Raw genomic sequence first — 14,175 nt, forward strand, 5'->3', positions numbered from 1 at the left:
ACCATGACCTTCCACCCGCGCCCGGAGGCCGGCGAGGCCAGGCCCTGGGCCTTCCCGGCCCCGGAGCGCTCCACCCTGGCCAACGGCCTGACGCTGCTGCGCTGCCACCGCCCCGGCCAGCAGGTCGTCGCGGTCGAGGTCAACCTCGCCGCGCCGCTCGACGCCGAGCCGGCCGGCCTCGACGGCCTGGCCACGATCATGGCCCGGGCCCTGTCCGAGGGCACCGACAAGCACAGCGCGGAGGAGTTCGCGGCCGAGCTGGAGCGCTGCGGAGCCACCCTCGACGCGCACGCCGACCACCCGGGCCTGCGCGTCTCGCTGGAGGTCCCGGCCTCCCGCCTGGCCAAGGCTCTCGGCCTGCTCACCGAGGCCCTCGCCGCGCCCGCCTTCGCCGACGGCGAGGTCGACCGCCTGGTGCGCAACCGGCTCGACGAGATCCCGCACGAGCTGGCCAACCCGCAGCGGCGGGCCGCCAAGGAGCTCTCCAGGCAGCTCTTCCCGGCCTCCCTGCGCATGTCCCGCCCCCGCCAGGGCACCGAGGAGACGGTCGCGCGGATCGACTCCGGGGCCGTACGCGCCTTCTACGAGGCCCACGTGCGCCCCGCCACCGCCACCGCGGTGGTCGTCGGCGACCTGACCGGCATCGACCTCGACGCCGTGCTGGCCGACACTCTGGGCACCTGGACCGGCGACACCGCCGAGCCCCTCCCGGTGCCGCCCGTGACCGCCGACGACACGGGCCGCGTCGTCATCGTGGACCGGCCCGGAGCGGTCCAGACGCAGCTGCTGATCGGCCGGATCGGGCCGGACCGCCACGACATCGTGTGGGCCCCGCAGGTGCTCGGCACGTACTGCCTGGGCGGCACCCTCACCTCCCGGCTGGACAAGGTGCTGCGCGAGGAGAAGGGCTACACCTACGGCGTGCGCGCCTTCGGCCAGGTGCTGCGCTCCACCGCCGACGGCAAGGGCGCCTCGATGCTGGCCATCAGCGGCTCCGTCGACACCCCCAACACCGGCCCGGCGCTGGCGGACCTGTGGCAGGTGCTGCGCACCCTCGCCGAGGGCGGCCTGACCGACGCCGAGCGGGACGTGGCGGTGCAGAACCTGGTGGGCGTGGCCCCGCTGAAGTTCGAGACGGCGGCCTCCGTCGCCGGCACCCTCGCCGACCAGGTCGAGCAGGAGCTGCCGGACGACTACCAGGCCCGGCTGTACGCGCGGCTGGCCGAAACCGGTACGGCGGAGGCCACTTCCGCGGTCGTGAGCGCCTTCCCGGTCGACCGCCTGGTCACCGTCCTCGTAGGCGACGCGGCGCAGATCGAGGAGCCCGTACGGGCCCTCGGGATCGGCGCCGTCACCGTCGTCACCAACTGATCCGGCGGCGGTCCCGCGAGGCCGCCGGGAGACGCCAACGCGGCGTTTCCCGGGGCGCGTCGAGTCCGATTCGACCGTGATTTCGGGTCGTACACCAGCCGTGTGACAAAGAGCCCCCGCCGGAGCCTCCGGCGGGGGCTTTTTTGTCCGTTTGGTGGCGTGGTTGCGTGTATGCGGTGTGGCGTACGCAACAAAAAGGCTCGTCTGTTTGGTGATTGGCTGATGATCCGCCTAGCGTCGGCCGTGCTGTCCGTCAGTTGATACGCGCCGCACCCCCGCGGCACCGGGCAGCGATCGCCGAGTCCCCGTCAGGCGCGAGCCTGGGGAGCCGGGGACCCATCAGTCCCTGGGGTGAATCGGACCGCCTCGCAAGAGGGGGCCCGTAGGAGACCTTCCTGCTCCGAACCCGTCAGCTAACCCGGTAGGCGAGAAGGAAGGAAAGGATCACCCCCTTCATGGCGATTGGCAGTCGTGCAGCCGGTAAGCACCGTGGTTCCAGCCGTCTGAGCCGCAAGACCGCCGGCATCGCCGGCGTGGCCGCCCTCGCCACCACGGGTGTGGTCGGCAGCATCGCGGCCCCGGCCTTCGCCGCGGACAACTCCGGCCCGTCCATGGAGGACACCGGCCAGAACGCGATCGTCGTCGCCGACGGTCTCCAGGACGACCTCGAGGTCCAGGCCGAGTCCCAGCAGGTCGCCGCCGAGGCCGTCGCCGCCCAGGCGCAGGCCGAGGCCGAGGCCAAGCAGCGGGCCGCCGAGGCCAAGCGCGTCGCCGAGGTCGCCGAGGCCAAGGCCAAGGCCGAGCGCGAGGCCGCCGAGACCAAGGCCAAGGAGGAGGAGCGCAAGCGCTCCAACGCCTTCGTCGCCCCGGTCAACGCCGCGGTCACCACCTCGTACGGCGCGGGCGGCGGCATGTGGTCCTCCGGCAGCCACACCGGCATCGACTTCGCCGTCGGCCAGGGCACCTCCGTGCACGCCGTGGGCGCCGGCACGGTCGTCGAGGCCGGCTGGGGCGGCGCGTACGGCAACAACGTCGTCATCCGCCACAACGACGGCACCTACACCCAGTACGGGCACATGTTCTCGCTGAGCGTCTCCGTCGGCCAGCAGGTCGGCGCCGGCACGGTCATCGGCCTGTCCGGCAACACGGGCAACTCCAGCGGCGCGCACCTGCACTTCGAGGCCCGCACGGGCGCCTCGTACGGCTCGGACATCAACCCGCTGACGTACCTGCGCAACCACGGCGTCGGCATCTGACCCGCACCGCGCACCCACGCACCCGACGGAAGGCCCCGGCTCATCGAGCCGGGGCCTTCCGCGTTCCCGGTCCGTGTTCCCGGCGGCCGGTCGCCGATCCCCGCAGCCGGTGGCCGATTCCCGTCCCGGTCCCGTCCCCGGTCCCGCGGAATGTTTTTCGAATTTCCGGCCCGCCTCGGAAATCCTCGCGCATTGCAATAGAGTCGCAGCACGGTCACGATCCCGGCGAGGGTGCCGGTCGTCGAAATGCAGCGGAGGTCCGGCCTTGCGTATTCCTGCGCACGCGGTATGCACAGCGATCCGCGACGACATCGTCTCCGGTTTCTTCGCGCCCGGCGGCCGGCTCACCGAGGAGGTGCTCGCCCGTCGCTACGGGGTCTCCCGCGTCCCGGTACGCGAGGCACTGCGCACCCTGGAGTCCGAGGGCTTCGTCACCACGCGCCGCCACGCGGGCGCCTGCGTGGCCGAGCCGACCGAACAGGAGGCGGCCGACCTCCTGGAGCTGCGCGTGCTGCTGGAGCCGCTGGCGGCCTCCCGGGCGGCCCGGCGGCGCACCGAGGGCCACCTGAAGGTGCTGCGCGGGCTGGTCAGGCTGGGCCAGGAGCGGGCCAGGCAGGGCCAGGGCGAGGACCTGCGGGCCCTGGGAGGCTGGTTCCACGAGACGCTGGCCCAGGCTTCGGGCAGCCCCGGGCTGATCGCCCTGCTGACCCAGACCCGGCACAAGATCGCCTGGATGTACGCGGTGGAGGCCCCGGCCAGGCCCGTGGACTCCTGGGCCGAGCACGGGGCGATCGTGGACGCCGTGGCGCGCGGCGACGCGGAACGGGCCCGCGCCCTGACCGCGCAGCACGCCGCCACGGTGGTCCGGGCGCACCGGCCGCGGGTGAGGACTTCGCAACGTGCCGTAAACACGGCGAGCGGTCGGAATTAACGCGGGCCGTATACAAAGGGCGGAGCGGGATTCCCGTCGAATTCGACGGTCCGGAATTTCGGGAAGGGCCGGCGGGTATTTCCGCTTTCCGCCTCCCGCCTCCCGCCTCCCGCCTTCCGCCTTCCGTGCTTTCCGTGCGTTCCGCACTTTCCGCGCTCCCGTGTTCTCGGGCTGCCGCGCCTCGGCAATCCGGGTTCCCCGGAGCCGGATCGCCGGATCCCCGGATCGGGGGCGCCCCCGCGCGGTCGTGGAACGCGAAGGCCGCAGCCCCCGCCGTCACGGCGGGGGCTGCGGCCTTCATGCTCGTGGTGGCGGACCACCGGACCCGAAGGGTCAGACGGTCTCCGGGAGCTCCTCGAGGCCCTCGGCGACCAGCTTCGCGAGACGGTCCAGGGCCGCGTCCGCGCCCTCGGCCTCGGAAGCGAGGACGATCTCCTCGCCGCCCTGGGCGCCCAGGCCCAGGACCGCCAGCATGGAAGCGGCGTTGACGGGGTCGCCGCCCGCCTTCGCGATGGTCACCGGGACGCCGGAAGCGGTCGTCGCCCGGACGAAGATCGAGGCGGGACGAGCGTGCAGGCCCTCGGCCCAGCCGACGTTGACGCGGCGCTCTGCCATGGTGATGCCCTTCAGGTTCTTACGGTTGTCTAGACCAGTCTCTCACGACACCCGGAATGCTCGGACCGACCTTCGGCCCGGATCCACCGCCGTTCGACCCTCCCCAGCTTGCCCTGGTTCGCCCCGGGTCGCCGGGTTCGCCGCGCGCGCCGACCGGGCCCCGCCCGTCGTACTCGTACACACGGTCGCCCCGCCCCTTAGGGTGACCCCATGACCATGCCGTCGGACCCCTCGTACCCGGCCCACTGGGAAGCGGACGTCGTGCTGCGCGACGGCGGCACGGCCCGGATCCGCCCCATCACCACCGAGGACGCGGGGCGGCTGGTCAGCTTCTACGAGCAGGTCTCGGACGAGTCGAAGTACTACCGCTTCTTCGCCCCCTACCCCCGGCTCTCCGACCGCGACGTGCACCGCTTCACGCACCACGACCACGTGGACCGGGTGGGGCTCGCCGCGACCATCGGCGGCGAGTTCATCGGCACGGTCCGCTTCGACCGCATCGGCCCCGACGGCCGGCCCGCCTCCGCCCCCGCCGACGAGGCCGAGGTCGCCTTCCTCGTCCAGGACGCCCATCAGGGCCGCGGGGTGGCCTCCGCCCTCCTCGAACACATCGGCGCCGTCGCGCGCGAGCGGGGCATCCGCCGCTTCGCCGCCGAGGTGCTGCCCGCCAACACCAAGATGATCAAGGTGTTCACGGACGTCGGCTACCAGCAGAAGCGCAGCTTCGAGGACGGCTCCGTCCACCTCACCCTCGACCTCGAACCCACCGCCGAGTCGCTCGCCGTCCAGCGCGCCCGCGAACAGCGCGCCGAGGCCCGCTCCGTGCAGCGGCTGCTCGCCCCCGGATCCGTCGCGGTGATCGGCGTCAGCCGCTCCGGCTCCGGCGTCGGCTCCGCCGCCCTGCGCAACCTGCGCGATGGCGGCTTCCACGGCCACCTCTACGCCGTCAACGAGGCCCGCGCCCCCGGCATGGAGGGCGACCTCCTCGACGGCGTACGGGCCTACCGCACGCTCGCCGACATCGCGTCCCCCGTCGACCTCGCCGTGGTCGCCGTCCCCGCCGACCGCGTCCCCGACGCGGTGGCCGCCTGCGGGGAACACGGGGTGCAGGGCCTCGTCGTCCTGTCCGCCGGATACGGGGAGAGCGGCCCCGCCGGACTGGAGCGCCAGCGCCGACTCGTACGCCAGGTCCGCTCGTACGGCATGCGCCTGATCGGGCCCAACGCCTTCGGGGTGATCAACACCGCCCCGGACGTGGAGCTGAACGCCTCCCTCGCCCCGGTCCCCGCCACCGCGCGCGGCCGCATCGGCCTGTTCACCCAGTCCGGCGCCATCGGCATCGCCCTCCTGTCGGGCCTGCTCAGACGCGGCGAGGGACTGTCGTCCTTCGTCTCGGCCGGCAACCGGGCCGACGTCTCGGGCAACGACATCCTCCAGTACTGGTACGACGACGAGGCCACCGACGTGGCCCTCATGTACCTGGAGACCCTCGGCAACCCCCGCAAGTTCACCCGCCTCGCGCGCCGCACCGGCGCCGTCAAGCCCGTGGTCGTCGCCCGCGGCGGCCGGCACACCCCGGCCGGCCACGTCGTCCCCGGCACCCGCCTCCCCGAGGCCACCGTCTCCGAACTGCTGCGCCAGGCCGGCGTCATCCGCGTCGACACCGTGACGCAACTGGTCGACGTCGGGCTGCTGCTGGCCGGGCAACCCCTGCCGGCGGGCCCGCGCGTGGCGATCCTCGGCAACTCCGAGTCCCTCGGCGTCCTCACCTACGACGCCTGCCTGACGGAAGGGCTGCGCCCGCTGCCCCCGCTCGACCTGACCACCGCCGCCTCCCCGGCCGACTTCCGCGCCGCCCTCTCGGCGGCCCTGGCCTCGCCGGACTGCGACGCGGTCGTCGTCACCGCCATCCCCTGGGTCGGCGAGCGCGCCCTCGCGGACGACCTGGCCGAGGCCCTGCGCCAGGCCGTGGCCGAGGTCCCGGGCAAGCCGGTGGCCGTCGTGCACGTGGAACTCGCCGCCCTGGTCGAGGCCCTGTCCGCCGCCGGAGCACCCGCGCCGGCACGCCCCGCCCCGAGCCCCGCCCCGACGCCGCGGACCCCCGAGCCCGCGTCCCCCGAGCCCGCCCCCCCGACGGACCGCGCCCCCGCCGGGCGGATCCCCGCCTACCCCGCCGCCGAGCGGGCCGTGAAGGCCCTCGCCGAGGCCGTCCGCTACGGGGCCTGGCGCCGCGCCACCGCCGAGGCCGGCCAGGTCCCCGAGTACGAGGACATCGACGAGAGCGGCGCCGCCGCCCGGCTCGCCGCCCTCCTGGCCGGGGTCGAGGAGGGGGCCGTCCTCACCCTGGACGACGCCGACGCCCGCGAGCTGCTCGCCCGCTACGGCATCCGCGTCCGCGCCACCCTGCCCGCCCCGAGCCCCGACGCCGCCGTCCGCGCGGCACGCGTCCTCGGGTACCCGGTCGCCCTCAAGACCACCGCCCCGCACCTGCGCCACCGCGCCGACCTGGGCGGCGTACGCCTGGACCTGGCCACCGAAGCCGACCTGCGGCGGTCCTACGAGGAACTCACCGAGGCCCTCGGCACCCCGGCCGAGCTGCTCCCGGTGGTCCAGGCGATGGTGCCGCGCGGGGTGGACACCGTCGTCCGGGCCGTCATGGACCCCGCGGCGGGCGCCGTCCTCTCCTTCGGCCTCGCCGGGGTCGCCTCCGAACTGCTCGGCGACACCGCGCACCGCCTCGTCCCCGCCACCGACCGCGACGCGGCCGCCCTGATCCGCTCCATCCGCACCGCGCCGCTGCTGTTCGGGTGGCGCGGCAGCGACCCCGTCGACACCCCGGCCCTGGAGGAACTGCTGCTGCGGTTGTCCCGCCTCGTCGACGACCACCCCGAGGTGACCGGGATCTCCCTGGAGCCCGTCGTCGTCGCCACGGAAGGACTCTCCGTGCTCAGCGCCACCGTGCGCATCGCCCACCCGCCCGCCCGGACCGACCTCGGCCCGCGCACCCTCCCCAGCTACTGAGCACGGGGCAGGTCGGGGGACCCCGTACGGGCCTTAGGATGGACCCCATGGCGAAATCCGGTACGACGACCCAGGGGCTGCGCGCGGCGATCGAGCGCAGCGGCTACTACCCGGCCCTCGTGGCCGAGGCGGTGGAGGCCGCGGTGGGCGGCGAGCCGATCTCGTCGTACCTGGTCCACCAGGAGACCACGTTCGACTCCAACGAGGTGCGCCGGCACGTCACCGTCCTGGTCCTGACCGGCAACCGCTTCATCGTGAGCCACACCGACGAGCAGGCCGCCGACGCCGGCTCCCCGTCGCCGTACGCGACGACCTCGACCGAGTCGGTCAAGCTCTCCAGCATCTCCTCCGTGGTGCTAAGCCGCGTCGTGGCGAACCCGGAGTCCTACACGCCGGGCCGGCTGCCCCGCGAGGTCGTCCTCACCATCGGCTGGGGCGCGGTCTCGCGCATCGACCTGGAGCCCGCCGCCTGCGGCGACCCGAACTGTGACTCCGACCACGGCTACACCGGCAACTCCACCGCCGACGACCTGAGCCTGCGCGTCAGCGAGGCAGGCGACGGCCCCGAGACGGTCCGCCAGACGCTCGTCTTCGCGCAGGCCCTCTCCGAAGCCACCGCCGCCACCTCGGGCCCCACCCGCTGATGTCGTACTCCGCGCCGCCGAACTGGCAGGACGAACCGGAACTCCTCGACCTCGCCGGCGCCCCGGTCCCGCACTACGGGACCGGCTCGCTCGCCGACCTGCTGCCGACCCTGGCGGCCGGTCAGGGCGTACCCGGTCTCGCGGCCGGCATCGCCGAGCTGACCCCCGCGGACCGCAACTGCGTGTTCCTGGTCGACGGCATGGGCTGGGAGCAGATCAAGGCCCACCCCGACGAGGCCCCGTATCTGACCTCGCTCCTCGCCGGCTCGCGCGGCGGCACCGGTCGCCCGATCACCTCCGGCTTCCCGGCGACCACCGCGACCTCGCTGGCCTCCGTCGGCACCGGGCTGCCCCCGGCCCGGCACGGTCTGCCCGGCTACGCCGTGCGCAACCCGGCCTCCGGCGAGCTGATGAACCAGCTCCGCTGGCAGCCGTGGACCCAGCCGAAGCCCTGGCAGCCGTACCCGACCGTCTTCCAGCTCGCCGACGCGGCCGGGGTGCACACCGCCCAGGTGTCCTCGCCCGCCTTCCAGACCACCCCGCTCACGAAGATCGCCCTCAGCGGCGGGACCTTCCACGGCCGGATGACCGGCGAGGAGCGGATGGACCTCGCGGCGATCCAGCTCGCCGCCGGCGAGCGCTCGCTCGTGTACACGTACTACAGCGAACTCGACGGGGCCGGCCACCGGCACGGCGTCGACTCGGACGCCTGGCGCGGCCAGCTCATGTACGTGGACCGGCTCGTGCAGCGGCTCGCCGAGCAACTCCCGCCGCGCACGGCCCTGTACGTGACGGCCGACCACGGCATGGTCGACGTCCCCTTCGACGAGGACTCCCGGATCGACTTCGACGAGGACTGGGAGCTGGGCGCGGGCGTGGCCCTGCTCGGCGGCGAGGGCCGGGCCCGGCACGTCTACGCGGTACCGGGCGCCGAGGCCGACGTCCTGACCGTGTGGCGCGAGGTGCTCGGTGACCGGTTCTGGGTCGCGAGCCGCGAAGAGGCCCTGGAGCTGGGCTGGTTCGGCGCGCCGGGCGAATGCGACGAGCGGGTGCTCGGCCGGATCGGCGACGTGATCGCGGCGGCCCAGGCGGACGTGGCGATCACCGCCTCCCGCAACGAGCCGAACGAGTCGGCCCTCGTCGGCATGCACGGGTCGATGACCCCCGCCGAGCAGCTGGTCCCGCTGCTCGAAGTCCGCACCTGACCGGCACCGGACTCCCGACCCGCCCCGTTCCCTCCGCCCGTTCCTCCCGTTCCCCGCGTTCCCGCCCCGCGTACCGCGCCCCCGAAAGGTCCGTACTTCCCATGCCCGAGCTGGTGTTCTTCTCCGGAACCATGGACTGCGGAAAGAGCACGTTGGCTCTACAGATCACCCACAACCGCTCCGCGCGGGGCCTGGTCGGCGTGATCTTCACCCGCCAGGACCGGGCGGGCGAGGGCAAGCTCTCCTCGCGCCTGGGCCTGGTGACGGACGCGGTCGAGGTCACCGACACCATGGACGTGTACGCGTACCTGGTGGGGGAGTTGTCGCGGGGCGGCAAGGCGGACTACGTGATCGTGGACGAGGCGCAGTTCCTCGCGCCGGACCAGATCGACCAGTTGGCCCGGATCGTGGACGAGCTGGACATGGACGTCTTCGCCTTCGGCATCACGACCGACTTCCGCACCAAGCTGTTCCCCGGCTCGCAGCGGCTGATCGAGCTGGCCGACCGCCTCGAACAGCTCCAGGTGGAGGCCCTGTGCTGGTGCGGGGCGCGCGCCACGCACAACGCCCGCACGGTGGGCGGCGTCATGGTGGTCGAGGGCGAGCAGGTCGTCGTCGGGGACGTGAACCGCCCGGCGGAGGAGATCGGTTACGAGGTGCTGTGCCGGCGCCACCACCGCCGTCACATGACCTCCGAGACCGCGCATGCCGCGTCCCTCTCCCCGGACGTCCTTCCCGTGAACCATTCCTGACGGTCCATCGGAGGCCGCCGTCGGCGTCGTCCGACCCGTGGGCTAGGGTGATCAACCGGTTTCGACACGGGGGATGGTCCGCATGGACGGTACACAGGGCGGCGGCGCCGGCCGCTGGGCGGCGATGGGGGCGACGGGGCCGAACGCGTCCTACCGCAACCAGACGCTGAAGTACGAGAACGTCGAGCTGAACTTCGACGAGTCGGTGGCCTTCCGCACCGTCTTCCAGCTCTGGTTCCAGGCCACCGTGGCCTCCTTCATGGCCTTCATGATCTTCGGCCTGCTGCCCGCGCTCTTCGCCGACTCCGGTCCCTTCGACTCGGGGGACGAGCTCGGGCTCGGCTGGATCTTCTCGTTCATCGTCTTCTGGGTCGTCCTCCTCGCCTCGCGCATCAACGAGCCGATCTCGGAGTGGAAGTCCCTCCTGGAGGACAAGCACGCCGCGTCCTCCTCCGCGTACGCGGCGATCTACGCGGCGCTCGCCCGCCGCCGGATACCCGTCTCCGCCGTGCCGGTGCGGATCCGCAGCGACCTCCTCCCGGAGGTCGTGAACAACCGCCTGGTCATCAGGAGCGGTCGCTACGTCGCCTACGTGACGGTCTTCGGCTACGGCACCAGCCTCTACGTCGGGTGGACGATGTGGCGCAGCCGCAGCGGCGCCGTGATCATCGGCCACTTCGTCAAGGACATCATCGGCGGCATGTTCAACCGCGCCGGTGACATCAACCAGATGCTGCGCACCGAGCGGGCCCGCGCCATGCGCGAGGCCGTGCACTCCGCGGCCCGCGAGGGCGTGGAGGCGGCCGTCGAGGGCGTCGAGGTGCCCCTGGCGACGGCCTTCGGGCAGGAGCCGCCCATCCAGTCCGGTGCCAACGCGACCGAGCCGGGTCCGGGTGCGGCGCCGGGGCACGGGCCGGGTGCCGCGCCGGTACCGGGTGCCGCGCCGGTGCCGCCGGCCGGGCCGGGCTTCGCGGCCGGTCCCGTTCCGGGTCCCGCGTCCGCCCCGCCCGCCGGGCCCTTCGCCCCGCCCGCCCCGCCGACCGGGCCCTCCGCCCCGCCGACCGGGGGCCACCCGCACCCGGCGCCGCCCGTGGCCGGGCACCCGCACCCGGCGCCGCCCGCCGCGGGCGCCGTCCCGCCCGGCTACGCCCCGTACGCCCCCGGCACCCCGCCGACCCCGCCCGCACCGCCCGCCCCGGGCACCCCGCCGCACGGCACCGCGTGGGGCGGGAATTGAGCGCAGCCGACCCGGCCGGCGTCCTGACCGTCTCCGACGGCACCACCACCTGGGCGTGGTCGGCCGTGCGCATCGACGCCGCGGCCGACCTGACGGAAACCCAGGAGTACGCCGACCTGCCGGAAACGGAACGCCGCGCCAAGGCCGTGGCCGCCGAGGCCGCCTGGCTGGCGGGGCAGTGGAACACCGCGCACGGCGAGCGGATCGAGCTGCGCTACCTCAGTGACCCGGTCGGGCGGCGCCTCTCCTGCGCCCTGCTCGGCCGGGTCGCGGCCCCCACCGCGGAGCTCGCCGTGGCCGCCGCCCGCGCGCTCCGCGACCGGATGGCGGCGCTGCCCCGCCACGTCCACGCCACGCCCGTCGAGGACCCCGACGAGACGGCGCGCCTGCTGACCCCCTTCACGCCCGACGCCGCGGCGGGCGTCGCGGAGATCCGCAAGCGCTACCACAGCGGGCTGCCCAACCGGCCCGACGCCGGGGTGCGCTACTACCTCGCCCCGCAGCCGTTCACCGCCGCCGCCCCGCCCTGGGACGCGCTGTGGCAGGCCCTGGCGACGCACCCGCACCCCGTCGCGCTGACCGTCGGTCTGGAGCCGTACGTCGTCCCCTCCGACTTCGGGCCGCTCGTCCAGCGCATCGCCACCCAGTACGGGCGCCTGGGCACCCCGGGCCAACTCCCCGACGGCCTCTGGTCCCCCGGGACCCAGCTCGCCGCCGACTCCTTCGCCGTGGACGCCGCCCGCGTCTACTCCGACGCCGCCCGCCGCTACACCGACCGCGTCTACCGCATGCGCGTCGCGCTCGCCTCGCCGGCGCCGCTGCCGGAGTCCCTGGCCGAACTCGTCGGAGCCACCGTCTCCCCGCGCGAGCAGGCCCGCGAGGGCGGCGCGCTCACCGAGACCCTCACCGGCCCCGCGCACACCGTGGCCTGGCCCGCGCCCGGCGAACTGCCGGCCGCCTGGCGGCAGCTGACCACCCTGGAACTGGCGCGCTGGGGCGGCGACCACAGCTGGCGGCTGCCCGAACCGCTCTCCCCGCCGTTGCGCCTGCTCGCGGAACTCGTCGACACCCGCGAGGCCGGCGCGGCCTTCCGGCTGCCCCTGGCCGTCAGCGGACACATGACGGGCTTCCCCGTACGCCGCCCCGGCATGGCCGGCGAGACCGAATACCGCAGCGACGGCCCCGCCGTCACCCTCGGTCGGCAGCTCGTCCACGACACCCCCGCCGGCCCGCTCGGCATCGGCCTCGACGACCTCACGCGACACGCGCTCATCGTGGGCACCACCGGCTCCGGCAAGACCAACACCACCCTCGCGTTCTGCGAGCAGCTGTGGCGCGACCACCGCACGCCGTTCCTCGTGATCGAGCCGGTCAACTCCACCCTGGACGACTACCGCTGGCTCGCCACCCGCCCCGGCTTCGAGGACCTCCTGGTCCTCACCGTCGGAGACGAGTCCACCGCCCCGCTGCGCCTGAACCCCTTCGAGGTGCCGCAGGGCGTGCGCGTCGGCACGCACGTCGCCGGCCTCATGGCCTGCTTCGACGCGGCCTTCGGCCTCTGGGACCCGCTGCCCGGCATCTACAACCGGGCCCTGCGCGCCACGTACGCCCGCAAGGGCATCACCCCCACCGACATCGCCGGTCCCGCGAGCACGGCGGACTGGCCCACGCTGCGCGACTTCATCACGGAGATGCGCAAGGTGTGCGAGCAGCTCGACTACTCGGGCGAGGTGCGGGACAACATCGTCGCCGCGGCCCGGTTGCGCGCCGAATCCCTCGCCGAGGGGGCCTGCGGCACCACGCTGGACGTCGCCCGTTCCTATCCGATCGAGGAACTGCTGCGACGCCCGGTGGTCGTCGAGCTCGCCGGCGTCGGGGACAACGAGAAGGAGCAGTCCCTCGTCACCGCGATGCTCCTCCAGACCATGACCGAGTACTACAAGGCCAACCGCTCCGGCGGCTCCCTCAGCCACGTCACCGTGATCGAGGAGGCGCACCGGCTGCTGGGACGACCGGCCCCGCAGGGCGGGGACGCGAAGGAGGGCAACGCCCAGGCGCGGGCCGCCCAGGCCTTCGCCAACACCCTGGCGGAGAACCGCAAGTACGGCGAGGGCGTCGTCATCGTCGAGCAGGTCCCGGGCAAGCTCGTCGAGGACGCGTACAAGAACACCAACCTCAAGGTCATGCACCGGCTGCCGGCCGAGGAGGACCGCCGACTCGTCGGCGCGACGATGAGGTTCTCGCCCGACCAGGAGCGTTACGCCGCCGCCCTGGAGCCGTTCCAGGCCTTCGCCTACCACGACCGGATCGACCGCCCGGCGCTGCTGAAGGCCCCGGACGTGCGCGCGCTGGCCGCCGCGGAGGCCGGCGTCGCCCGCGCCCCCCTGGCCACGGACGCGGAACTCGGCGCGCGGTTCCGCGGGTTCGCGGCCGCCCACGAGGAGGTCGACGCCGCGCTGGCCCCCTTCCCCGACTGCGCGGGCTGCCGTCACCGCTGCGAGTTCCGCACCCGGGCCGCCACGGCGGTGTGGCCCGAGCACGGCACGAAGCTGAAGGAACGCGTGGCGACGTACCCGAAGTCGAGCGGCGAACAGGCCGTCTGGTGGCGCGAGACGGCCGAGTGGGTCACGGCGGTGGCCGACGCCGTCCCGCTCCCGGCCCCCCGCCGCGCCGACCCCGCCGCGGCGGAGGACTACCGGGCCTGCGTCTTCATCCACGTCGCGCGCGCGGCCTGGCAGCGCAACACCCTGCCCTGGGTCCGCCTCTACCGCACGCACACCCTCCCGGAGGGCGCCTCCCGATGACCGACCGCCCCACGGAACACCCCCCACTCCCGGAAGCCGCACCGCCTCCGGAAGCCACGGACGCCCCGGACCCCACCCCGCCCACGGACGCCGCCCCGCCCCCAGAGACGGCCCCGACCCCCGAGACCCCGCATTCGGACGAGGCTCCGGATCCCGAGGCTCCGTCCCCGGAGTCGGCGCCGAGCCCCGAGACCCCGTCTCCGGACGAGGCTCCGGATCCGGCGACCCCGTCTCCGGAGTCGGCTCAGGATTCCGAGGATCCGTCCTCGGACGAGGCCCCCCAGCCCGAGACCCCGGCGACGGACGAGGCTCCGAGCCCCGAGGCTCCCTCTCCGGAGG

At 74.1% G+C, this 14,175-nt stretch carries 10 protein-coding genes and 1 riboswitch; of the genes, 9 read left to right on the forward strand and 1 reads right to left on the reverse strand.

Annotated elements, in window-relative coordinates; translation table 11 throughout:
- Positions 1–3: 3 nt before the first annotated feature.
- From ACZ6ZI_RS11455 to ACZ6ZI_RS11465, 3 genes are all read left to right on the forward strand, one after another.
- The gene (locus tag ACZ6ZI_RS11455; protein ID WP_363053036.1) at positions 4–1,371 is read left to right on the forward strand and encodes a M16 family metallopeptidase; all 1,368 of its coding nucleotides are present in this window, start codon (positions 4–6) and stop codon (positions 1,369–1,371) included.
- Between the two features lie 285 nt (positions 1,372–1,656).
- A riboswitch (cyclic di-AMP (ydaO/yuaA leader) is annotated at positions 1,657–1,813 on the forward strand.
- Positions 1,814–1,826: 13 nt separating this feature from the next.
- The gene (locus ACZ6ZI_RS11460) at positions 1,827–2,627 is read left to right on the forward strand and encodes a M23 family metallopeptidase (protein ID WP_469518824.1); all 801 of its coding nucleotides are present in this window, start codon (positions 1,827–1,829) and stop codon (positions 2,625–2,627) included.
- 265 nt (positions 2,628–2,892) lie between these two features.
- On the forward strand, positions 2,893–3,558 hold the full coding sequence (locus tag ACZ6ZI_RS11465; RefSeq protein WP_469518826.1) for a GntR family transcriptional regulator: 666 nt from the start codon (positions 2,893–2,895) through the stop codon (positions 3,556–3,558).
- A 333-nt stretch (positions 3,559–3,891) separates the two neighbouring features.
- On the opposite strand, the gene ACZ6ZI_RS11470 is transcribed toward ACZ6ZI_RS11465, so the two are convergent.
- Positions 3,892–4,173 (reverse strand): HPr family phosphocarrier protein, encoded by a 282-nt coding sequence (locus ACZ6ZI_RS11470; RefSeq protein ID WP_351815341.1) that lies wholly within the window; start codon positions 4,171–4,173, stop codon positions 3,892–3,894.
- A 210-nt stretch (positions 4,174–4,383) separates the two neighbouring features.
- Between ACZ6ZI_RS11470 and ACZ6ZI_RS11475 the strand changes: the two genes are divergently transcribed.
- The 6 genes from ACZ6ZI_RS11475 (at position 4,384) to ACZ6ZI_RS11500 (ending at position 13,836) form a co-directional block, all read left to right on the forward strand.
- Positions 4,384–7,194: a bifunctional acetate--CoA ligase family protein/GNAT family N-acetyltransferase gene (locus ACZ6ZI_RS11475; RefSeq protein WP_469518829.1), complete on the forward strand. Its 2,811-nt coding sequence runs from the start codon at positions 4,384–4,386 to the stop codon at positions 7,192–7,194.
- 38 nt (positions 7,195–7,232) lie between these two features.
- Positions 7,233–7,838 carry a DUF5998 family protein gene (locus tag ACZ6ZI_RS11480; protein WP_363052582.1) on the forward strand — a complete coding sequence of 202 codons (606 nt, stop codon included), beginning with the start codon at positions 7,233–7,235 and terminating at the stop codon, positions 7,836–7,838.
- Positions 7,838–9,043, forward strand: coding sequence for an alkaline phosphatase family protein (locus tag ACZ6ZI_RS11485; protein WP_469518831.1), 1,206 nt, complete (start codon positions 7,838–7,840; stop codon positions 9,041–9,043). The genes ACZ6ZI_RS11480 and ACZ6ZI_RS11485 overlap by 1 nt, the downstream gene beginning before the upstream one ends.
- A 101-nt stretch (positions 9,044–9,144) precedes the next feature.
- Entirely contained in the window at positions 9,145–9,795 is a 651-nt protein-coding gene (locus ACZ6ZI_RS11490) for a thymidine kinase (protein ID WP_469518833.1), read from the forward strand.
- A gap of 82 nt (positions 9,796–9,877) precedes the next feature.
- On the forward strand, positions 9,878–11,032 hold the full coding sequence (locus tag ACZ6ZI_RS11495; RefSeq protein ID WP_469518835.1) for a hypothetical protein: 1,155 nt from the start codon (positions 9,878–9,880) through the stop codon (positions 11,030–11,032).
- A complete protein-coding gene (locus ACZ6ZI_RS11500; RefSeq protein WP_469518836.1) occupies positions 11,029–13,836 on the forward strand; it encodes an ATP-binding protein in 2,808 nt (935 codons plus the stop codon). Before ACZ6ZI_RS11495 ends, ACZ6ZI_RS11500 begins: the two co-directional genes overlap by 4 nt.
- Positions 13,837–14,175 lie beyond the last annotated feature (339 nt).

It is taken from the genome of Streptomyces sp. NPDC103540 (assembly GCF_055584445.1).

Excerpts from the sequence above, each read along its gene's own strand:
- ACZ6ZI_RS11485 (WP_469518831.1), top strand. The coding sequence starts at position 7,838 with ATGTCGTACTCCGCGCCGCCGAACTGGCAGGACGAACCGGAACTCCTC.
- ACZ6ZI_RS11460 (WP_469518824.1), top strand. The coding sequence starts at position 1,827 with ATGGCGATTGGCAGTCGTGCAGCCGGTAAGCACCGTGGTTCCAGCCGT.
- ACZ6ZI_RS11475 (WP_469518829.1), top strand. The coding sequence starts at position 4,384 with ATGACCATGCCGTCGGACCCCTCGTACCCGGCCCACTGGGAAGCGGAC.
- ACZ6ZI_RS11490 (WP_469518833.1), top strand. The coding sequence starts at position 9,145 with ATGCCCGAGCTGGTGTTCTTCTCCGGAACCATGGACTGCGGAAAGAGC.
- ACZ6ZI_RS11480 (WP_363052582.1), top strand. The coding sequence starts at position 7,233 with ATGGACCCCATGGCGAAATCCGGTACGACGACCCAGGGGCTGCGCGCG.
- ACZ6ZI_RS11495 (WP_469518835.1), top strand. The coding sequence starts at position 9,878 with ATGGACGGTACACAGGGCGGCGGCGCCGGCCGCTGGGCGGCGATGGGG.
- ACZ6ZI_RS11470 (WP_351815341.1), bottom strand. The coding sequence starts at position 4,173 with ATGGCAGAGCGCCGCGTCAACGTCGGCTGGGCCGAGGGCCTGCACGCT.
- ACZ6ZI_RS11455 (WP_363053036.1), top strand. The coding sequence starts at position 4 with ATGACCTTCCACCCGCGCCCGGAGGCCGGCGAGGCCAGGCCCTGGGCC.